This is a genomic window from Cupriavidus sp. C1SS-2L, assembly GCF_057073735.1.
Genome location: NZ_CP172708.1, coordinates 2,000,607 through 2,020,763, shown reverse-complemented (window position 1 = coordinate 2,020,763; position 20,157 = coordinate 2,000,607). Strand labels below are relative to the sequence as shown.

The 20,157-nt window shown below is 65.3% G+C and carries 16 protein-coding genes; 5 read left to right on the top strand and 11 right to left on the bottom strand.

The annotated features are described in order from the left end of the window. The first annotated feature begins 55 nt into the window (after positions 1-55). Both ACIGJG_RS09375 and ACIGJG_RS09370 read left to right on the top strand, forming a co-directional pair. The gene (locus tag ACIGJG_RS09375) at positions 56-730 is read left to right on the top strand and encodes a heavy metal response regulator transcription factor (RefSeq protein WP_011297978.1); all 675 of its coding nucleotides are present in this window, start codon (positions 56-58) and stop codon (positions 728-730) included. Further along, complete coding sequence (locus tag ACIGJG_RS09370; protein WP_140949529.1) at positions 727-2,130, top strand: heavy metal sensor histidine kinase; 1,404 nt, start codon at positions 727-729, stop codon at positions 2,128-2,130. Before ACIGJG_RS09375 ends, ACIGJG_RS09370 begins: the two co-directional genes overlap by 4 nt. An 11-nt stretch (positions 2,131-2,141) precedes the next feature. On the opposite strand, the gene ACIGJG_RS09365 is transcribed toward ACIGJG_RS09370, so the two are convergent. The 6 genes from ACIGJG_RS09365 to prpB all read right to left on the bottom strand — a co-directional run bounded on the left by ACIGJG_RS09365 (position 2,142) and on the right by prpB (position 10,113). After that, positions 2,142-2,360 (bottom strand): hypothetical protein, encoded by a 219-nt coding sequence (locus ACIGJG_RS09365; protein ID WP_011297976.1) that lies wholly within the window; start codon positions 2,358-2,360, stop codon positions 2,142-2,144. 231 nt (positions 2,361-2,591) lie between these two features. Next, positions 2,592-3,716: an asparaginase gene (locus tag ACIGJG_RS09360; protein WP_011297975.1), complete on the bottom strand. Its 1,125-nt coding sequence runs from the start codon at positions 3,714-3,716 to the stop codon at positions 2,592-2,594. Between the two features lie 304 nt (positions 3,717-4,020). Continuing rightward, positions 4,021-5,214, bottom strand: a complete 1,194-nt coding sequence (prpF, locus tag ACIGJG_RS09355; RefSeq protein ID WP_011297974.1) for a 2-methylaconitate cis-trans isomerase PrpF — start codon at positions 5,212-5,214, stop codon at positions 4,021-4,023. A gap of 69 nt (positions 5,215-5,283) precedes the next feature. Continuing rightward, the gene (gene acnD / locus ACIGJG_RS09350; RefSeq protein ID WP_011297973.1) at positions 5,284-7,896 is read right to left on the bottom strand and encodes a Fe/S-dependent 2-methylisocitrate dehydratase AcnD; all 2,613 of its coding nucleotides are present in this window, start codon (positions 7,894-7,896) and stop codon (positions 5,284-5,286) included. 112 nt (positions 7,897-8,008) lie between these two features. After that, the gene (prpC, locus tag ACIGJG_RS09345; RefSeq protein ID WP_011297972.1) at positions 8,009-9,163 is read right to left on the bottom strand and encodes a bifunctional 2-methylcitrate synthase/citrate synthase; all 1,155 of its coding nucleotides are present in this window, start codon (positions 9,161-9,163) and stop codon (positions 8,009-8,011) included. A 41-nt stretch (positions 9,164-9,204) separates the two neighbouring features. Further along, on the bottom strand, positions 9,205-10,113 hold the full coding sequence (gene prpB, locus ACIGJG_RS09340) for a methylisocitrate lyase (RefSeq protein WP_011297971.1): 909 nt from the start codon (positions 10,111-10,113) through the stop codon (positions 9,205-9,207). Positions 10,114-10,367: 254 nt separating this feature from the next. Between prpB and prpR the strand changes: the two genes are divergently transcribed. Beyond that, the gene (gene prpR / locus ACIGJG_RS09335; protein ID WP_011297970.1) at positions 10,368-12,359 is read left to right on the top strand and encodes a propionate catabolism operon regulatory protein PrpR; all 1,992 of its coding nucleotides are present in this window, start codon (positions 10,368-10,370) and stop codon (positions 12,357-12,359) included. Between the two features lie 9 nt (positions 12,360-12,368). Here the strand turns inward: prpR and ACIGJG_RS09330 are convergent, their stop codons facing one another. The 4 genes from ACIGJG_RS09330 to ACIGJG_RS09315 form a co-directional block, all read right to left on the bottom strand. After that, positions 12,369-12,806, bottom strand: a complete 438-nt coding sequence (locus ACIGJG_RS09330) for a carboxymuconolactone decarboxylase family protein (protein ID WP_011297969.1) — start codon at positions 12,804-12,806, stop codon at positions 12,369-12,371. A gap of 156 nt (positions 12,807-12,962) precedes the next feature. Next, on the bottom strand, positions 12,963-14,402 hold the full coding sequence (gene pdxR, locus ACIGJG_RS09325) for a MocR-like pyridoxine biosynthesis transcription factor PdxR (RefSeq protein WP_483672260.1): 1,440 nt from the start codon (positions 14,400-14,402) through the stop codon (positions 12,963-12,965). Positions 14,403-14,478: 76 nt separating this feature from the next. Beyond that, positions 14,479-15,483: a cysteine synthase A gene (locus ACIGJG_RS09320; RefSeq protein WP_011297967.1), complete on the bottom strand. Its 1,005-nt coding sequence runs from the start codon at positions 15,481-15,483 to the stop codon at positions 14,479-14,481. Positions 15,484-15,584: 101 nt separating this feature from the next. Further along, positions 15,585-15,878, bottom strand: a complete 294-nt coding sequence (locus ACIGJG_RS09315; RefSeq protein ID WP_011297966.1) for a putative quinol monooxygenase — start codon at positions 15,876-15,878, stop codon at positions 15,585-15,587. Positions 15,879-16,099: 221 nt separating this feature from the next. Here ACIGJG_RS09315 and ACIGJG_RS09310 point away from each other — a divergent pair, with 221 nt between their 5' ends. Together ACIGJG_RS09310 and ACIGJG_RS09305 are read left to right on the top strand one after the other, a co-directional pair. Next, the gene (locus tag ACIGJG_RS09310; RefSeq protein WP_011297965.1) at positions 16,100-17,341 is read left to right on the top strand and encodes a cyclic di-GMP phosphodiesterase; all 1,242 of its coding nucleotides are present in this window, start codon (positions 16,100-16,102) and stop codon (positions 17,339-17,341) included. 89 nt (positions 17,342-17,430) lie between these two features. Further along, positions 17,431-18,744 (top strand): mechanosensitive ion channel family protein, encoded by a 1,314-nt coding sequence (locus ACIGJG_RS09305; protein ID WP_011297964.1) that lies wholly within the window; start codon positions 17,431-17,433, stop codon positions 18,742-18,744. A gap of 15 nt (positions 18,745-18,759) precedes the next feature. Here the strand turns inward: ACIGJG_RS09305 and purT are convergent, their stop codons facing one another. Beyond that, complete coding sequence (purT, locus tag ACIGJG_RS09300; protein ID WP_041679615.1) at positions 18,760-19,965, bottom strand: formate-dependent phosphoribosylglycinamide formyltransferase; 1,206 nt, start codon at positions 19,963-19,965, stop codon at positions 18,760-18,762. Positions 19,966-20,157 lie beyond the last annotated feature (192 nt).

The window sequence follows — 20,157 nt, the reverse complement described above, 5'->3', positions numbered from 1 at the left end:
GATTGCAGAAAGCAGGCATGCGCGATAAGCGCACGGGGCCTGGAACGGAAAGACCATGAAGATTCTTGTTGTGGAAGACGAGCCCAAGACGGGCGAATACCTGCGCAAAGGCCTGACCGAGTCATCCTTTGTGGTCGATGTCGCGGTGACGGGCGGAGATGGCCTGCACCAGGCCACGGAACACGAATACGACCTGATCATCCTGGATGTCATGCTGCCGGGCATGAGCGGGTGGGACGTGCTCAGGCAGCTGCGCGAGCGCAAGGACACGCCGGTCCTGTTCCTGACGGCCAGGGACGAAGTGGAAGACCGTGTCCGCGGCCTGGAGCTCGGCGGCGACGACTATCTTGCCAAACCGTTTGCCTTTGTCGAACTGCTCGCGCGGGTACGCACGCTGCTGCGGCGCGGACCGGTGCGCGAGGCCGACCGTATCGAAATCGGCGACCTGGAGATCGACGTGATCCGCCATCGCGTCACCCGGGCTGGCCAGCGCATCGACCTGACTCCGCGCGAATTCGCCCTGCTGCATTTCCTGGCCAGGCGGCATGGGGAGGTGCTCAGCCGCACGCACATTGCCTCCCAGGTGTGGGACATGAACTTCGACAGCGATACCAATGTGGTGGACGTGGCCATCCGCCGCCTGCGCGCAAAGATGGACGACCACTTCGCGCCCAAGCTGATCCACAGCGTACGCGGCATCGGCTACGTCCTCGAAATACGGCCATCGTGACACAGGCACGCTCACTGACCACGCGTCTCGCGCTGTCATTTGCGCTGATCGCAGGCTGTGCCTTTGCCGGCGTCGGCATGTACCTGTACCAGGCGCTCGCCACGCAGATTATCGAACGCGATGACGCGGAGCTGCTGCGCAAGGCGACTCGCGCGCGTGCCGAACTGGCCGAACGCGACGGCAGCGCGGCGGAGCCATTGCGCGAACTGGGCAGGGTGGTATCCGGCAATGACGAATACGGCCTGCGGGTGCGATCGCCTGACGGGACCGTGCTTTTGGCGGCTGGCGCCGATGCGGGAACCATTCCCGAGGTGGCTAGCCTTGCAGCGGGCGTGCCGATTGACGGCAATGCGATTCAGTCATGGAGCACAAGCCATGGCTACCCGGTGCGCGGTGTACTCATGCTGGCTCCGGCCGGGGCAGGATCTGGGCAGCCGCAGGTGGTGCTTTATCAGGTTGCCGCCTCGCGCCTGGCGCTGCTGCGCACCTATCGATGGAAAGTCATGATCGCAGCATGCCTCGGCGCGCTGGGTGCCGGCTTGCTTGGCTATGCCGCACTACATGCCGGTATGGCCCCACTCAGGCGGATCGCAGCCGGGACGAAGACGGTCACTTTCTCAAGCGGTGCCTTGCCTGTCGATCCGTCGGAGCTTCCAGCCGAGCTGAACGAGCTGGCGCAGGCGCTCCAGCACATGATCGAACGGCTACGTGAACGGTACGAGCGGCTGTCACAGTTCTCTGCCGATCTTGCACACGACTTTCGAACGCCGATTGGCAACCTGCTCGGGCAAACACAGGTGGCGCTCGCGAGCGACCGCTCTGCAGACGAATACCAGGCGTTGCTGGCGTCGAACATCGAGGAGTATGAGCGTCTGGCCCGCATGATCGAAAACATGCTGTTCCTGGCGCGAGCGGACAACGCACGGGTAGCTCTCAACTATGCTGACCTGGACCTGGCCGTGGAACTGGACCGGCAGGCCGACTACTTTGAGTTGCTCGCGGATTCGAGGCAGATAACCATATCCGTCGACGCACGCGGGATGGTCTTTGCTGATGCTTTCCTGCTGCGTCGAGCCATTGGCAACCTGATCTCGAATGCAGTGCGTTATTCCCCGCCAGGGGCACAGATCGGATTGTCGGCTCGCCAGCTTGAGGGCGAGGCCAGAATCGAAGTCAGCAATCCGGGGCCGGGGATTGCGGCCGAGCATCTGCCTAAGCTGTTCGACCGCTTTTTCCGCGGCGATCCGGCGCGCGCCAATTCGCTTGAGTCTTCAGGCATCGGACTGGCCATCGTGAAGACCATCATGGAACTTCACCATGGCTCCGTGCAGGCCGAATCGACGCCGGGCGAAATGACCATCTTCCGACTGGTCTTTCCTGAACGCCCGGCATCTCCCTGAGCTGCTTTTTTTTAGCCTTCCGACGATTGGTGCGCGCCATCCAGGTAAGGATCGCGCGCATTGTTGTTGGCGCCATCGGTGAAAGGATCGCGTTGACGGTGCACTTGATCGGCGTTGCCCGATTCGAACGCCGTGGCGGAAGGATCGGATACCGCCGAAGCGAACTGCGCGGCGGAACCCAGCGCCGTGGCAAGCACGGCGGCAACGATGAATCGATGGGATGGCTTCATGGTGTTTCTCCTGACAGTTTCCCGGCAAGCGATTGTCTTGCCGTGGAAACGAGTCTAGGAGGGGGATACCAACCATTGACCGGCAGGCTGATGACAGATTTGTCATTAACGCGCGGCGCTCTGCGTGTGATTAACGCAATTAACCGACAGGTTCCGCCTCAAACAAAAAAGCGCGCCGGAATCCGGCGCGCTCAACTTACTACCAGCACAAAGAGGGAGAGCCCCGAAGGCTCAGTACTTCCACATGACCTGCTGCAGCTGCTTGCTGTCGTTGGTCTTGGTCAGCGCCAGCGCCATCAGGATGCGCGCCTTCTGCGGAAGCTGGTCGTCGGTGACGATCCAGTCGTACTTGTCGTCCGGTTGCTCGGCGTTGCGGATCACCACACCGCTGCCGGTGCGCGAGGCACGCACGATCTGCACGCCCTTAGCGCGCGCCGCCTTCAACGGCTCGACCATGTAGTCGCCGACGCTGCCGTTGCCGGTGGCGGCATAGATGATCGCCTTGGCGCCGTTCTTCACAGCAGCGTCGACGCTGCCGGGGTTCACGTTGCCATAGGCATAGACCACCGCGACTTCAGGAAGCTTGTCGATCTTGTCGATGTCGAACTCGGTCTGCGTGGTGTGCGGGCGAGCCGGCAGCCGGTAGAACAGCGTGCGGCCTTCCACGACGTAGCCGAGCGGGCCGAACGGCGAGCGGAAGGTTTCGGTCTTGAAGGTATTGCTCTTGGTCACATCGCGGCCGGTGTGGATTTCGTCGTTCAGCACCGCCAGCGTGCCCTTGCCGCGGGACGCGGGATTGGAAGCAACCAGCACGGCGTCATACAGGTTCAGCGCGCCATCGGCACCGAGCGCCGTACCGGGACGCATCGAGCCAACCACCACTACGGGCTTGTCGCTCTTGAGCGTCAGGTTCAGGAAGTAGGCCGTTTCCTCGATGGTGTCGGTGCCATGCGTGATGACAATGCCATCAACGTCGGGCTGCTTGAGCAGTTCCGAAACACGCTTGCCCAGTTTCAGCAGGCGCTCGTTGTTGAAGCTCTCCGAACCGATCTGGAAAATCTGCTCGCCCTTGACGTTCGCGACCTTCGAGATCTCTGGCACCGAGGCAATGATCTTGTCGACCGGCACCACCGCGGACTGGTAGGCCGCCGTGTTGGTCGCCGATGCGCCGGCGCCGGCAATGGTGCCGCCCGTGCCGATGATGACGATATTGGCCTTGCGGGCTTCCGCCTGGGTCCCAGCGGGCGTTCCCGATGACGGAGCGGCCGGGGCAAGCTGAGCGTGGGCAGTACCGGTGATCAGGCTGGCGGCGAGCAGGGCGGCGGCCAGAGTCGTGGTGCGGGCGAAACGTTTCATGATTCTCCTCGGTGCAAACGGCTTGCGTGCCTTTTGGGCCGGACGCCGCCGCTTATGTTCGATTGGTGGCTGCGAGGAGGCCCGGGTTTCGGGCCATGGTCGGCAGCGGGTCGAACTATAAGGCAGGAGAAATTGCCGCGCGAGAGGGGATACGAGGGTTATGCCGATTCGGCATGACCCTGGTGAGTTGATAACTCAAATCACATAGAAATCCGCATATGCATTGCGGCGGTCCGGATGGCCGGCGGAAGTATTGCCACCGGCGGCAAGGTCAGGAGCGCGCCGGGACCCCGGCGCTTTCCAATCAGAACGCGTCGCCCGGCACGCGCACCCAGCCTTCCATCAGCACGCGTGCGCTGCGGCTCATGATGGCCTTGGTGACGGTCCAGTCGCCGTTGGACTGGCTCGCTTCCGCACCCACGCGCAGCGTGCCCGACGGATGGCCAAAGCGCACCGCATTGCGTTCGCCGCCACCGGCCGCCAGGTTGACCAGCGTACCCGGGATGGCTGCAGCGGTGCCAATCGCCACGGCGGCCGTGCCCATCATCGCGTGGTGCAGCTTGCCCATCGACAGCGCACGCACGAGGAGGTCCACGTCGCCGGCGCCGACCGGCTTGCCGCTGGAAGCGACATAGTCCTTCGGCTTCGCGACGAAGGCGACCTTCGGCGTGTGCTGGCGCTTGGCGGCCTCATCGACGCTCTTGATCAGGCCCATGCGCACGGCGCCGTAGGCACGGATCGTCTCGAACATCGCCAGCGCCTTCGGATCGCCGTTGATGGCTTCCTGCAGTTCGGTGCCGGTGTAGCCGATGGCTTCCGCGTTGACGAAGATCGTCGGAATGCCGGCGTTGATCATGGTCGCCTTGAATGTGCCCACGCCAGGCACTTCGAGATCATCGACGAGATTGCCCGTCGGGAACATCGCACCGCCGCCGTCGCCTTCTTCGTCGGCGGCCGGGTCCATGAATTCGAGCTGGACTTCAGCGGCGGGGAAGGTCACGCCGTCGAGTTCGAAATCGCCGGTTTCCTGCACTTCACCGTTGGTGATGGGCACGTGGGCGATGATGGTCTTGCCGATGTTCGCCTGCCAGATGCGCACGACGGCCGTGCCATTCTGCGGCACGCGCGACGCATCGACGAGGCCGCCGCTGATCGCGAACGGGCCGACTGCGGCGGACAGGTTGCCGCAGTTGCCGCTCCAGTCGACGAACGGCTGGTCGATCGAGACCTGGCCGAACAGGTAGTCGACGTCGTGGTCCGGGCGGCTGCTCTTCGACACGATCACCGTCTTGCTGGTGCTCGACGTCGCAGCCCCCATGCCGTCGATCTGCTTGCCGTACGGGTCAGGGCTGCCAATCACGCGCATCAGCAGCGCGTCGCGTGCCTTGCCGGGAACCTGCGCCGTCTCGGGCAGGTCCTGCAGGCGGAAGAACACGCCCTTGCTGGTGCCACCGCGAATGTAGGTGGCGGGAATCTTGATCTGGGGTACGTGGGCCATGGAAGTCTTTGTCCTGGTCAAAACTGCAGCGGGCGGTACGTTGCCGCACCGCCCGCTTATCTCGCTACCTTAAGCAGCCGCTTTCGCGGATTCAAGGAAGTCCTGCGCGAAGCGCTGCAGCACGCCGCCGGCTTCGTAGATCGACACTTCCTCGTCGCTGTCCAGGCGGCACGTCACGGGCACTTCGATGCGCTCGCCATTGCGGCGGTGGATCACCAGCGTGAGGTCCGCACGCGGCTGGCGCTCGCCCGTCACGTCGTAGGTTTCGGTGCCGTCGAGGCCCAGCGTCAGGCGGTTCACGCCCGGCTTGAACTCGAGCGGCAGTACGCCCATGCCGATCAGGTTGGTGCGGTGGATGCGCTCGAAGCCTTCGGCCACGATCACTTCCACGCCCGCCAGACGCACGCCCTTGGCCGCCCAGTCACGCGACGAGCCCTGGCCGTAGTCGGCACCCGCCACGATGATCAGCGGCTGCTTGCGGTCCATGTAGGTCTCGATGGCTTCCCACATGCGCACGACCTTGCCTTCGGGCTCGACGCGTGCCAGCGAACCCTTCTTGACCTGGCCGTCGACCACGGCCATTTCGTTGATCAGCGTCGGGTTGGCGAACGTTGCGCGTTGCGCGGTCAGGTGGTCGCCGCGGTGGGTTGCGTAAGAGTTGAAGTCCTCCTCCGGCAGGCCCATCTTAGCCAGGTACTCACCCGCGGCGCTGTTGGCGAGGATCGCGTTCGACGGCGACAGGTGGTCGGTGGTGATGTTGTCGCCGAGCACTGCCAGCGGACGCAGGCCCTTCAGCGTGCGTTCGCCGGCCAGGGCGCCTTCCCAGTACGGCGGGCGGCGGATGTACGTGCTCTGCGCGCGCCAGTCGTACAGCGGGCTGATGGGCTCGCCGCTTTGCGCGGTGATCGCGAACATCGGCTCGTAGACCTTGCGGAACTGCTCGGGCTTCACCGACTTGGCGACGATCGCGTCGATCTCTTCGTCGGTCGGCCAGATGTCCTTCAGGTACACCGGCTTGCCTTCCTTGTCGGTGCCCAGCACGTCGCGCTCGATGTCGAAGCGCATCGTGCCGGCGATGGCGTAGGCCACCACCAGCGGCGGCGAAGCCAGGAAGGCTTGCTTGGCGTACGGGTGAATGCGGCCGTCGAAATTGCGGTTGCCCGACAGCACAGCCGTCGCGTACAGGTCGCGGTCGATGATTTCCTGCTGGATCTTCGGATCCAGCGCGCCCGACATGCCGTTGCAGGTCGTGCAGGCGAACGCGACGATGCCAAAGCCCAGTGCTTCCAGGTCCGGCAGCAGCTTCGACTCTTCCAGGTACAGCTCGACCGCCTTCGATCCCGGCGCGAGCGATGACTTGACCCACGGCTTGCGGGTCAGGCCACGCGCATTGGCATTGCGCGCGAGCAGCGCGGCGGCAATCACGTTGCGCGGGTTGCTGGTGTTGGTGCAGCTGGTGATGGCGGCGATGATCACGGCGCCATCGGGCATCAGACCTTCGGCTTCCTGCGCCTTGGCCTTGTCGAGGTCCACGGCGATACCGCGCTCGGCCAGTGCCGAAGTCGGCAGGCGCTTGTGAGGGTTCGACGGGCCGGCCATGTTGCGCACGACGCTCGACAGGTCGAACTTCAGCACGCGCTCGTACTCGGCGTTGTTCAGCGTGTCGGCCCACAGGCCGGCGGTCTTCGCATACGTCTCGACCAGCTTGACCTGCTCGTCTTCGCGGCCGGTCAGGCGCAGGTAGTCCAGCGTCTGGTTGTCGATGAAGAACATCGCAGCCGTAGCGCCGTACTCCGGTGCCATGTTCGAGATCGTGGCGCGGTCCCCGAGCGTCAGGCTCGAGGCACCTTCGCCGCGGAATTCCAGGTATGCGCCGACGACTTTTTCCTTGCGCAGGAACTCGGTCAGGGCCAGCACGATGTCGGTGGCGGTGATGCCAGGCTGGCGCTTGCCGGTCAGCTCGACGCCGACGATGTCAGGCAGGCGCATCCACGAGGCGCGGCCCAGCATGACGTTCTCGGCTTCCAGGCCGCCCACGCCGATGGCGATCACGCCCAGCGCGTCGACGTGCGGCGTGTGGCTGTCGGTGCCCACGCAGGTGTCGGGGTAGGCCACGCCCTTGTCCGCGTGGATCACGGGCGACATCTTCTCCAGGTTGATCTGGTGCATGATGCCGTTGCCCGGCGGGATCACGTCGACGTTCTGGAAGGCCTTCTTGGTCCAGTTGATGAAGTCGAAGCGGTCCTCGTTGCGGCGATCCTCGATGGCGCGGTTCTTGGCGAACGCATCCGGGTCGAAACCGCCACATTCGACGGCCAGCGAGTGGTCGACGATCAGTTGCACCGGCACCACCGGGTTGACCTTGGCGGGGTCGCCGCCCTGGTCGGCGATGGCGTCGCGCAGGCCGGCCAGGTCCACCAGCGCGGTCTGGCCAAGGATGTCATGGCATACCACGCGCGCGGGGAACCACGGGAAATCCAGTTCGCGCTTGCGCTCGATCAGCTGCTTGAGCGAATCGGTCAGCGTGGCCGGGTCGCAGCGGCGCACGAGATTCTCGGCCAGCACGCGCGACGTGTAGGGCAGCTTGTCATAGGCACCCGGCTGGATTGCCTCGACGGCTTCGCGCGCGTCAAAGAAATCCAGCTTGGTGCCCGGCAGTGGTTTGCGGTGTGCAGTGTTCATGGCGTGGGGAATTCTGGGTAATGCAGGAGCCAAGGAATACCCTGGTCCGGTATCGTGCTTCGTACCGCTTTCGCGGGAACGAAGCACGTTTGCCGCAGGGCGCTTGTTCAGATCAGCGCTTTTCGATCGGCACGAACGTCAGGTTCTCCGGACCAGTGTAGTTGGCGCTCGGGCGGATGATCTTGTTGTCGATGCGCTGCTCGATGATATGCGCAGCCCAGCCAGAAGTGCGAGCGATCACGAACAGCGGCGTGAACATTGCGGTCGGCACGCCCATCATGTGGTAGCTCACGGCGCTGAACCAGTCCAGGTTCGGGAACATCTTCTTGATGTCCCACATCACCGTTTCCAGGCGCTCGGCGATGTCGAACATCTTCATCGAGCCGGCGTCCTTCGACAGGTTGCGCGCGGTTTCCTTGATGACCTGGTTGCGCGGGTCCGCCACGGTGTACACCGGGTGGCCGAAGCCGATCACGACTTCCTTGTTTTCCACGCGGCGGGTGATGTCGGCCTGCGCTTCGTCCGGGGTGTCGTAGCGCTTCTGGATCTCGAAGGCCACTTCATTGGCGCCGCCGTGCTTGGGGCCGCGCAGCGCGCCGATCGCGCCGCAGATGGCCGAGTGCATGTCAGAGCCCGTGCCGGCGATCACGCGGCCGGTGAAGGTCGAGGCATTGAACTCGTGCTCCGCGTACAGGATCAGCGAAGTGTGCATGGCGCGCTCCCACAGCGCGGACGGCTTCTTGCCGTGCAGCAGGTGCAGGAAGTGGGCGCCGATGGTGTCGTCGTCGGTTTCCACTTCGATGCGGCGGCCATTGTGGCTGTAGTGGTACCAGTACAGCAGCATCGAACCCAGGCTGGCCATCAGCTGGTCGGCGATGTCACGCGCGCCCGGGGTGTTGTGGTCGTCCTTCTCGGGCAGCACGGTGCCCAGTACCGACACGCCGGTGCGCATCACGTCCATCGGGTGGGCCGAGGCGGGCACGCATTCCAGCGCAGCCTTGACGTTGGCGGGCAGGCCGCGCAGCGACTTCAGCTTGGTCTTGTAGGCGGCCAGTTCGGCCTTGTTCGGCAGCTTGCCATGGACCAGCAGGTGGGCGATTTCTTCGAATTCGCAGGCGTCTGCCACGTCCAGGATGTCATAGCCGCGGTAATGCAGGTCGTTGCCGGTACGGCCGACGGTACACAGCGCGGTATTACCGGCGGTCACGCCCGACAGGGCAACGGACTTCTTGGGCTTCGGGGTGGCGATCGCTTGTGCTTCGGACATCTGGGTCTCCTTGTGAGGTACGGGTCGACAGGTGGGTGGCCTTACTTGGCCTTGCCCTGTGCAAACAGGGCGTCGAGTTTCTGTTCGTAGGCGTGGTAGCCGATGCTTTCGTACAGTTCAGCACGGGTCTGCATGGTCTCGACCACATTCTTCTGGGTGCCGTCGCGGCGGATGGCGGTGTAGACGTTCTCGGCGGCCTTGTTCATCGCGCGGAAGGCCGACAGCGGGTACAGCACCATCGACACGCCGGAGCCGGCCAGTTCGTCGGTGGTGAACAGCGGCGTGGCGCCAAATTCGGTGATGTTGGCCAGCACGGGCACCTTCACGGCGTCCACGAACTTGCGGTACATGGCCAGGTCGGTCATGGCTTCCGGGAAGATCGCGTCGGCGCCAGCCTCGACGCACGCCACGGCGCGCTCGATGGCGCTTTCCAGGCCTTCCACGGCCAGCGCGTCGGTACGCGCCATAATCACGAAGTTCTCGTCGGTACGGGCGTCAACGGCGGCCTTGATGCGGTCGACCATCTCGGTCTGCGTGACGATTTCCTTGTTCGGGCGGTGGCCGCAGCGCTTCGCGCCGACCTGGTCTTCGATGTGCATGGCACCGGCGCCGGCCTTGATCAGCGAGCGGGTGGTGCGTGCCACGTTGAAGGCCGACGAACCAAAGCCGGTGTCGACGTCGACCAGCAGCGGCACATCGCATACATCGCTGATGCGGCGCACGTCGATCAGCACGTCTTCCAGGCCCGAGATGCCCAGGTCAGGCAGGCCCAGCGAGCCCGCGGCCACGCCGCCGCCCGACAGGTAGATCGCACGGTAGCCGGCGCGCTTGGCCAGCAGGGCGTGGTTGGCGTTGATGGTGCCCACCACCTGCAGCGGGTGCTCTTCGGCCAGGGCCTGGCGGAAGCGGGCGCCAGCGGAGCGGGCCAGGTCGGATGCGGAATAGGTCATGGTTGCGGTGTCTCGTTTCAGGCAGGGAATGAACAGGGCCCTTACTGCAAGCGCTATGCCAGCCTGCGCGGCGGACTCATGGTGAGCAACTAACCTATTGATGTAATTGAAATTTTCAATGTATTAAGTCAGCGCTCCGGCTCCGTTTCATGGATTTCATCCCTGCCTTGCATTTCATTGGCGCAATTCGCATTGCATGATTGAAATTCAAGCGGCTGACGCGCACAATAGCGGCACTCTACGCCTTAAACACCATGCCACCGACCGTTTCTTCCCCCGGCCTGCCACGCATCTGGGCGCTCGGCATCAGCCGTCTGCAGCGCGCTTTCGCCGAACTGATTCCCGCCTATTCCCACCTTGCAGAGTTCCGCATCGTCGGGCGCGCCTATGACTCCGCGGCCGACGCGATCCGCCGCGAGGCGCGCGAGGGCAAGCTCGATGTCGTCGTGTCCGGCGGCTCGAATGGCGCCTACCTGCGCCAGCACGTGGATGTGCCGGTGGTGCTGGTCAAGGTTACGGGCTTCGATGTGATGAGCGCGCTCGCGACAGCGCGGCGCATCTCGCCAAATGTGGCGCTGGTGACGCATGCGTCCACCTATGCCGAAGTGGATGAATTCACGCGCGCGTTCTCGCTGTCGATTCCGGCCTACACCTATCTGACCGAAGACGATGCGACCGCCCGCGTGCAGACGCTAAAGCAGGAGGGCGTAAAGGTGGTGGTCGGCCCCGGTCTGGTGACGGACCTGGCGGACCGCCTCGGCCTGATCGGCGTCTTTCTCTATTCCGGCAACTCCGTGCGCATGGCGCTCGAGGACGCGATCGAAGCGGCCCGGCTGCGGCGCATCGAGTCCGGCCGGCGCGACTACGTCAACAACATCCTCGCGCACCTGAACGAGGGCGTGGCGGCCGTCGACGGTGAGGGGCGCATCCAGTCGTTCAACCCGGCGATGGAACGCTTTCTCGGCACGCCTGCCGCGAGCGCCGTCGGGCGCAAGCTGCAGTCGCTGTCGCCGGGGCTGTCGCTGGACGATGTAATCCAGACTGGCGCCAAGGAACTCGAAGCGATCCAGAAGGTGGGCGACCGCATGGTGGTGGTCAACCGCATCCCGCTCGCGAATGAATCCGGCACTACGGGCGCGCTGCTGACGCTGCAGGACGCGACGGCCATCCAGCGCGTGGACCGCAACCTGCGTTCGCGCAGCCGTACGCGCCTGCCCGGTGTGCGCTACAGCCTGGAGGACCTGGCCGGCACGTCGGCAGCCATGATGCACGTGCGCGAACTTGCGCGGCGCTATGCGTCGGTCGACTCCACCGTGCTGATTGGCGGCGAGAGCGGTACTGGCAAAGAGGTGCTGGCACAAGGCATGCACGACGCGAGCCCGCGCCGCGCGTTCCCGTTCGTGGCGGTCAATTGCGCCGCGTTTCCCGAAACGCTGCTGGAAAGCGAACTGTTCGGCTACGAGGAGGGCGCCTTCACCGGCGCGCGGCGCGGCGGCAAGGCTGGCCTGTTCGAGTCTGCCCACAACGGCACGCTCTTCCTCGATGAAGTCGGCGACATGCCGCCCGCTCTGCAGACGCGTTTGCTGCGCGTGCTTCAGGAAAAGCAGGTGCTGCCGATCGGCGGGCTGGAAGCTGTGCCGGTCAATGTGCGCGTGATCGCCGCCACACACAGGGACCTGGTGCAGCGCGTCAGCGAGGGGACCTTCCGGCAGGATCTTTACTACCGGCTGAATATCCTGCGCATCGAAGTGCCGCCGCTGCGCGCGCGCGCGGAGGACCTGCCTGAGCTGGCCGAACTGCTTTACCGGCGCGCGCTCGAACGGCTGGGCCTTGAGGATCACGAAGGCTTGCCGCAAGCGGCCCGCGCCCGCCTGGCGGGCTATCACTGGCCGGGCAATATCCGCGAACTGGAAAACGTGACGGAGCGCATCGCCGTGCTGGTCGCCGGCCGGCCGCTGGAACCGGCGGAATTGCTGCGCGAACTGCAGGCCGCGGTCCCGGAATTGTTTGGCGATGATCTGGGCGCCATGCCTGATGCCGCGATCTCCGTGGATGAGCCCGTACAGGAACCTATGCGCGGTGGCCGCCAGCGTCGCGTCGGCCGTTCGCTAGCCGGTGTTGCGCAGGCCAGCGAAGCCGAGCATATCCGCCGCGTGCTGGCCGAGTGCGGTGGCGACCGCAACGCGGCGTGCCACATCCTCGGGATCAGCCCGACCACGCTGTGGCGCCGGCTCCGGGCTGCCTGAGCGGCTGTATCAGGCCGGCGTCTTGCGGAACGAAATCGCGAAGCGGTTCCAGGTGTTGATGGCGGCCACCAGCAACGTAAGGTTGACCAGTTCCGCATCGTCGAAATGCGGGCGCACCGCTTCCCAGACTGCGTCGGGCACGTGATCTTGGGACACCAGCGTCACGGCCTCGGTCCATGCCAGCGCGGCGCGCTCGCGATCGGTGAAGAACGGCGTTTCGCGCCACACCGACACGGTCGCCAGGCGGCGGTCGTCTTCGCCGCCCTTGCGCGCGTCGGTCGTGTGCAGGTCGATGCAGAAGGCGCAGCCGTTGATCTGCGATGCGCGCAGGCGCACCAGTTCCACCAGCGGCTTGTCCAATCCGCTCCTGGCGATCTGTTCTTCGAGCGCCATGATGGCCTTGATGACGGCGGGGCTTGGCTTGTAGAAATCCAGACGTTGTTGCATGGCTTGCTCCAGTTCGTGTCTCGGGGTCTGTTGCGCGACGCCGGACGGCGTCGCCATGGGAACAAGAGTAGGACGCCAACTGGTTATGCAAAATGGCCGATTTTTACGATTTTTAGGTAACCGGTTGCCGCGGGGCCGCCCTGTCGCAGCCGTCGTTCAGTCTGCGTCGCGGTGGCCGGACAGCGCATCTGCCAGTCGGCCAAGTCCGCCCTGGACTCCAGCGACGTCGATGCCACCGTAGCCGAACAACAGCGCCGGACGCGGTGCCGTGCCGGCGAACATGCCGGCGGTGCCATAAAGCCCGACCGATCTGGTGGCAGCCACCCTGATCATGGCGGCTTCATCGTGCGGGCCCCGGATCGCGGCAACCAGATGGATCCCTGCAGCCGATGGGGGCGGCGTGAACCATTGCGCCAGATCGCCGCGTAAGCGCTCCAGCAATGCGGCGCGCCGCGCGGCGTACTCCTTGTGCATGCGCCGCAGGTGCTTGGCGAAATAGCCATCGAGCATGAACTTCGCGAGCGCAATTTGCGTCATGGTGCAGCTGTGCCAGTCACTGACCTGCCTGGCCCGGCGCAGCGCGGTGCCGAGCGGCGCGGGCGGAATGACATAGCCCACGCGCAGTTCGGGAAAGATGGTCTTGGAAAAGGTGCCCACGTAAGCCACTACGCCGGCGGTGTCCAGGCTCTTGAGCGACTCCATGGGCCGGCCTTCGAAGCGGTATTCGCCATCGTAGTCGTCTTCGACCACCAGCGCGCCGTGGCGCTGAGCCCATGCCAGCAAGGCCAGCCTGCGCTCCAGGCTCATGGGCATGCCTAGCGGAAACTGGTGAGACGGCGTGACGTAGACCATCCGCGCATTCGGTGGCAGCGCGTCGACAATCAAGCCTTCCTCGTCCACCGCTACCGGCACCACGTGCGCGCCCAGCGCGGCGAAGAGGATGCGTGCAGGCGGATAGCCCGGGTCTTCCATGGCAATCACTTCGCCGGGCCGGATGGCAACCCTTGTCAACAGGTCCAGTGCCTGCTGCGCGCCCTGCGTGATGATCACCTCCTGCCAGTGGCTGACCACGGCGCGGCTGAAGGCGAGATAGCGCGCCACGGCCAGGCGCAGTTCCTGCTCTCCTGCCGGATCGTGGTAGGCGCCGCGGCCGCGTGCTTGAACTCGCAGCGCGTGGCTCACGCAGCGGCGCCACTGGTCAAACGGAAACACGCGCTTGTCGGTGACGCCGCCGACGAAGTCATAGTCGGGCGGGGCCTCTGTGCGCGTCATTGGCAGCGCGTCGCCCATCTCGTCCCAGATCGACCCTGTCGCGGGCGAAGTGGCCGGCTTGGTGGGCGGCGGGGCGAGCCGCGTCATGGCGTCCGCGACGAAGGTGCCATCGCCGGCGCGCGAGCGCAGATAGCCCTCGGCAATCAGCCGTTCGAACACATCGAGCGTGGTCTTGCGCGAGACGCCGAGCCGCAGCGCCAGTTCGCGCGTGGAAGGCAGGCGTTGCCCCGGCGCCAGGCGCCCGTCCATCACACCGGCGCGAAGCTGCCGATAGAGCTGGCCGGCAAGATTCTGGCGGCCGTGAATCGTCAGGTGTACATCCATGAGGCGGAGGGGCTCGCAGGAAGAATGCGCAAGGCGCGGGTTATCTGGCCGCCGGAGCGGGCGGCCAGGCGCCATGCTAGCCCGCGCGGGGCGCCATGCGCGCAAATGGCGTTGGCGTCAGCCCCTTTCCGGCGAGCCAATCCTGATTGAAGAGCCGGCCGAAGTAAAGATCGCCGCGATCGCACAGCAGCGTGACGATGGTGTGTCCCGGCCCCATCTCCCGTGCGAGCGCGACGGCGGCGGCAACGTTGATGCCGGTCGATCCGCCGAGAAACAGCCCTTCCTCGCGCAGCAGACGGTAGACCATGTTCACGCAGGCCTGGTCGTCAACCCGCACGGCGTCGTCGATCACGGTGTCCTGCAGATTCGCCGTGATGCGGCTCGAACCAATGCCCTCCGTGATCGAGTTGCCTTCGGACTTCAGTTCGCGATGCTTGACGAAGTTGTACAGGCTGCTGCCGTACGGGTCGGCCAGCACGATACGCACATGCGGGCCATGCTCCTTCAGGAAGCGCGAAATGCCCGCCAGCGAGCCCCCGGTGCCGGTGGCGCAGACGAAGGCATCGATGCGGCCGGCGGTGTCGTGCCAGATTTCCGGGCCCGTGGTTTCGTAGTGGGCCTGGCGGTTGGCGAGGTTGTCGAACTGGTTGGCCCAGATCGCGTTTGCCGTTTCCTGGGCGAGCCGGCCGGCGATCTTCTGGTAGTTGTTGGGGTCGGCGTACGGCTTTGCGGGGACGGCCCGTACCTCGGCTCCCAGCATGCGCAGGCGCTCCATTTTTTCGGGCGATTGGGTATCAGGAATGACGACGATGCAGCGGTAGCCGCGCGCCGCGCAGATGTGCGCCAGCCCGATGCCGGTGTTGCCGGCGGTGCCTTCCACGACCGTGCCGCCCGGGCGCAGCGTGCCGCGTCGTTCGGCGTCGCGGATGATGTAGAGCGCCGCGCGGTCCTTGACCGAACCGCCAGGGTTCAGGAATTCCGCCTTGCCGTAAATGTCGCACCCGGTCTCGGCGCTCAGCCCGCCGAGCCGGATCAGCGGCGTATGTCCGACCGTGCCGACAAAACCATCCCTGACATCCATGGCGCACTCCTGCCGCGCCCCGCGTGGCATGGGGCTTCATCCAGAGTGATAGACCGGGCAGCGGAGATTGACAAGACAGGTGGCGCGCAGGCGCCTGCACCTTATGCGGCGTTCAGCCAGCGGAAGCGGAAATCGCCTTCGACCAGTTCCTGTTGCGTGGCGTGGAAGTCACGCACATATTCGCGGTTCAGGTGCGATTCCAGGGCGCCGCGCGAGTCCCAGACCATGTAGACCACAAAGACGTGGGCGTCTTCGGCGTCTTGTCCGACGTGGTAGTTCAGGCAGCCGGGCTCGGTCAGCCCGCGCGTGCGCAGCGAATCGAGCTTGGTCACCAGGGCTTCCCGGCGGTTGGCCTTGGCGCGGGCGATGCCGACTAGCGTGTACGTTCTGGACATGGATGACCGGCGAGCGTCTGCGAGCGTCTGGTAAGCGTTTGGCGGGCCATTGTAGCCGCGCCCGGCACGGTCCCCGGAATGCCCGACGAGCGTGTCCGGGCATTTCCCCGCCGCTTGACAGCGGCGGCCCGGTCGGTTCCTGAAGTCACATTTTTCCTAAAGTATTGGCAGCCGATGCCGATATGGGGCGAGAACCAGCACCTTTTCCTACGGGGCATTGCATGTTGAGACGAATCAAGGCGGAGCAACTGCAGGTTGGCATGTTCGTGGCCAGACTGGGCGGACCGTGGCACGCGCGCGCTTTCCGGCGCTCGCGGTTCCTGGTCACCAGCGAGGAGCAGGTCGGCGAGATCCGGTCTTCGGGCGTCGATGAGGTCTGGATCGACATCCTCAAGGGGCGCAATGCGCCGACTCCGCAGGCGGCGACCAGTCCGTGGGAAACGCCGGAGCCGGCCCCCGCGCTGGCCACCGCCAATAGCCTGCCGGCGGAATTCGGCCTGGCGCGCGAGCTGCTGCAGTCCGGGAAATCGGTGATCGGCTCGATGTTTGCCGATGTGCGCATGGGACGCGCGCTTGAGGTCAGTGGCGCCTTGCTGCTGGTGGATTCGGCGTCGCAGTCGCTGTCGCGGCATTCGCAGGCGCTGATCGCCCTGGCGCGGCTCAAGGCGCGCGACGACTACAGCTACATGCACGCGTTCGCCGTGTGCGCGCTGATGGTGGCCGTCGGCCGCACGATGGAGCTGCCACCTGAAGAAGTACGCGATCTCGGCCTGGCAGGCCTGCTGCATGACATCGGCAAGCTGACACTTCCCGAGGCCGTGCTGCACAAGCCCACCTCGCGCAGGCCGGGCGAGGACGAGGAGATCAAGCGCCATCCGTCGGCCGGTTACCGCATCCTGAACGAGGCGCGCCTGAACGCCAACATCGTGCTCGATGTCTGCGTGCACCACCACGAGCGCGTGGACGGCCGCGGCTATCCGTTCGGGCTGGTCGGGCGGGAGCTGAGCGTCCACGCCAGGATTGCCGCGATCTGCGATACCTATGACTCGCTGACTTCCAGCCGTCCGGGGCACCAGCAATGGTCGCCGGCACGCGCCATGGAATACATGGCGGTGCGCGTCGACACGCTGTTCGACAGCCGTGTGTTCAAAGCCTTTACACGCACGGTGGGCATCTATCCGCTCGGTACCGTGCTGAGGCTGCGCTCGAACCGGCTGGCGGTGGTGTGCGCGCAGCATGAATCCGAGCCGCTGCGGCCGCGCGTGATGGCGTTCTACTCGGTGTCGGCATCGAGCGCGCTGACACCGGAAGTCATCGACCTGTCTACAAGCGACGACACCGTGGTCGCGTTCGAAGACCCGGCCGACTGGGGCTATACCGACGAACAGTTGCTGGCGATCTACGCCGGGCAGGGGCAGGCTGGCGCGGCACAGGCAGCAGCCATGGCGATGCCCGCGGCCTAGCCGTCACGGATTGCCGCCATGGCCGGGCGGGGGCTGGCCCGCACGTTTTGTACACTGTACGACTGAGTCAGCCCCCAATTCCGCCATTCATGGACTTCGATGCCCTGCCGGACCTGCTCCAGCGATACATGCCCACCCGGCCGTGGGCGCAGAACCTCGTCTACATGGCGCTCCTCGTGCTGGTCGCGACCGTGGCGCAGTGGGTGGTGGCCAGGGTGGTGTCGCGCGTTGCCCACCGGCTGCTGGTGATCGCGCGCAATGGCCACTGGAGCAGGGCGCTCATGCGTCACCGGGTGTACCGGCGCTTTGGCTATGCGGTCTGGTTTGCCATCATCACCGTGGGCGCGGGCGAGGTCCCGAATATCGGTCGCTACGCGCAGGCTGTCGAAAGGGTGACGCATGCGGGCACGTGGATCTGCATCTTCACGATGCTGGCTGGCGCTCTCGGTGCCTGGCAGGACGTCTTTGCCGGCACCAGGCGCGCGCAGACGCGGTCGATCAAGGGCTATGTGCAGGTGGGCCGCCTGGGCTTGTGGCTGGTGTGCGGCGTACTGGTGCTGTCGATCCTGATCGACCGTTCGCCGCTGTGGATGCTGTCGGGCCTGGGTGCGCTGTCGGCAATCCTGCTGCTGGTGTTCAAGGACACGCTGCTGTCGCTGGTGGCCAGCACGCAACTCACGTCGAACGACATGCTGCGCATCGGCGACTGGATCGAGATGCCGCAATGCAATGCCGACGGCTACGTCAAGGACATCGCGCTGCATACGGTCAAGGTGCAGAACTGGGACAACACCGTGACCACAGTGCCGACCTACAAGCTGTTTTCGGAGAGCTACCGCAACTATCGGCAGATGTTCGAGTCAGGCGCGCGCCGCATCAAGCGAACCTTGCGTATCGACGCCGGCAGTGTGCGCTTCCTGAGCGATGATGAAGTCCACGCGCTGATGCGCTTCCGGCTGCTGCACGACTACCTGGAACAGAAGCAGTCCGAGGTCGACGAGGCCAACCGGCTGCTGATCGAAGCCGGGAGCGACCCGGTGAACCGCCGCCGCCTGACCAATATCGGCACGTTCCGCGCCTATGGCATTGCCTACCTGAAGGCGCACCCGGAAATCCACCAGGAACTGCTGCTCAACGTGCGCATGATGGAGGCAGATTCGCAGGGCATTCCGGTCGAGGTCTACTGCTTTACGCGCCTGACCGCGTGGATGGACTACGAACGCATCCAGGGCGACATCTTCGACCACCTGCTGGCGATCCTGCCCGAGCTGAGCCTCCGCCTGTACCAGGCGCCGTCAGGCGCCGACCTGAGCGGCGTGCGCCTCAACCCCGTGCTGGCCGCAGCGCAGGTCGTGGCCGCACAGGCGGCGCCGCCCGTGCAGCTATCCACGCCGATGCGGTAGCCCTCGGCCTCGGCCTCAGCCCGCCACGCGCGGCTTGACGCACGCGGCCGCTTCCTTCGCGCGCTGGCGCGCGGTGTCCACGTCATCGGCATAGGCCAGCGCCACACCCATGCGGCGCTTGGCGAAGCTCTCCGGCTTGCCGAACAGGCGCACCTCGGTTTGCGGCACGCGCAGGGCGGCATCCACGCCGTCGAACACCACGCCCTGCGCATCCACGCCGCCGTAGATGACGGCGCTGGCGCCCGGGCTCTTCAGCGCCGTGCTGACCGGCAGTCCCAGGATGGCGCGCGCATGCAGCTCGAACTCGTTCTGCCATTGGGTCGCCATGGTGACCATGCCGGTATCGTGCGGGCGCGGGCTGACTTCGCTGAACCAGACCTGTTCGCCCTTGACGAACAGCTCCACGCCGAACAGGCCCTGGCCGCCGAGGTCCGACGTGACGGCGCGCGCAATGTGCTGCGCCGTTTGGAGCGCCGCGGGGTGCATCGGGTGCGGCTGCCAGCTTTCGACGTAGTCGCCGCTGACCTGCACGTGGCCGATCGGGGTGCAGAACTGCGTTTCGACCTTGCCGTCAGCGCCCAGTGCGCGCACCGTCAGCAGCGTGATTTCGTAATCGAAGTCGATAAAGCCTTCGACGATCACGCGGCCGTGGCTCACGCGCCCGCCCGCCATGGCGTAGTCCCAGGCCGCCTTGACGCCTTCGGGCCCGTCGATCTTGCTCTGGCCCTTGCCCGAGCTGCTCATGACCGGCTTGACCACGCACGGATAGCCAATGCCGCCATCGATCGCAGTCTGCAGTTCTTCAAGCGAATCGCAGAACTTGTACGGGCTGGTCGGCAGGCCCAGCGTTTCGGCCGCGAGCCGGCGGATGCCTTCGCGGTCCATGGTCAGGCGCGCTGCCCGCGCGGTGGGAATCACGCGCACGACGCCGGCGGCTTCCAGCGACTCGAGCATCGGTGTGGCAATGGCCTCGATCTCGGGCACGACCAGTTGCGGCTTTTCCGCTTCGATCAGTGCCTTGAGCTGCTCCGGGTCGCTCATGGCGATGGTGCGCGCATGATGGGCCACCTGCTGGCCGGGCGCGTTGTCGTAGCGGTCCACGGCAATCGTTTCGACGCCCAGCCGTTGCAGCGCAATCAGCACTTCCTTGCCGAGCTCGCCGGAGCCGAGCAGCATGACCTTGGTGGCCGAAGGGGAGAGGGGAGTTCCGATGGTGGTCATGGGCGTCGTGGCTCGTGTGGCGGGGAAAGCCCGCATTGTAGTGCAGGCCGGGACCCGTTTTCACGCGCGCGGGCTCGCCAACGCGGAGCCAGTGTCACGCCGCTGAATTCACAGCTCGAAAAGTTTCATGACGGCACAGTGTCTCCGATGGGCATCCCGCGATACATTCGGCAACACCGCATGACGCCGAAC

What these genes read in the sequence shown, in the direction of transcription:
- acnD (WP_011297973.1), bottom strand. Translation starts at nt 7,896, where the DNA reads ATGAACACTGCACACCGCAAACCACTGCCGGGCACCAAGCTGGATTTC.
- ACIGJG_RS09360 (WP_011297975.1), bottom strand. Translation starts at nt 3,716, where the DNA reads ATGAAACGTTTCGCCCGCACCACGACTCTGGCCGCCGCCCTGCTCGCC.
- ACIGJG_RS09310 (WP_011297965.1), top strand. Translation starts at nt 16,100, where the DNA reads ATGTTGAGACGAATCAAGGCGGAGCAACTGCAGGTTGGCATGTTCGTG.
- ACIGJG_RS09320 (WP_011297967.1), bottom strand. Translation starts at nt 15,483, where the DNA reads ATGGATGTCAGGGATGGTTTTGTCGGCACGGTCGGACATACGCCGCTG.
- ACIGJG_RS09365 (WP_011297976.1), bottom strand. Translation starts at nt 2,360, where the DNA reads ATGAAGCCATCCCATCGATTCATCGTTGCCGCCGTGCTTGCCACGGCG.
- ACIGJG_RS09305 (WP_011297964.1), top strand. Translation starts at nt 17,431, where the DNA reads ATGGACTTCGATGCCCTGCCGGACCTGCTCCAGCGATACATGCCCACC.
- pdxR (WP_483672260.1), bottom strand. Translation starts at nt 14,402, where the DNA reads ATGGATGTACACCTGACGATTCACGGCCGCCAGAATCTTGCCGGCCAG.
- prpR (WP_011297970.1), top strand. Translation starts at nt 10,368, where the DNA reads ATGCCACCGACCGTTTCTTCCCCCGGCCTGCCACGCATCTGGGCGCTC.
- prpF (WP_011297974.1), bottom strand. Translation starts at nt 5,214, where the DNA reads ATGGCCCACGTACCCCAGATCAAGATTCCCGCCACCTACATTCGCGGT.
- ACIGJG_RS09375 (WP_011297978.1), top strand. Translation starts at nt 56, where the DNA reads ATGAAGATTCTTGTTGTGGAAGACGAGCCCAAGACGGGCGAATACCTG.
- ACIGJG_RS09315 (WP_011297966.1), bottom strand. Translation starts at nt 15,878, where the DNA reads ATGTCCAGAACGTACACGCTAGTCGGCATCGCCCGCGCCAAGGCCAAC.
- prpC (WP_011297972.1), bottom strand. Translation starts at nt 9,163, where the DNA reads ATGTCCGAAGCACAAGCGATCGCCACCCCGAAGCCCAAGAAGTCCGTT.
- ACIGJG_RS09330 (WP_011297969.1), bottom strand. Translation starts at nt 12,806, where the DNA reads ATGCAACAACGTCTGGATTTCTACAAGCCAAGCCCCGCCGTCATCAAG.
- prpB (WP_011297971.1), bottom strand. Translation starts at nt 10,113, where the DNA reads ATGACCTATTCCGCATCCGACCTGGCCCGCTCCGCTGGCGCCCGCTTC.
- purT (WP_041679615.1), bottom strand. Translation starts at nt 19,965, where the DNA reads ATGACCACCATCGGAACTCCCCTCTCCCCTTCGGCCACCAAGGTCATG.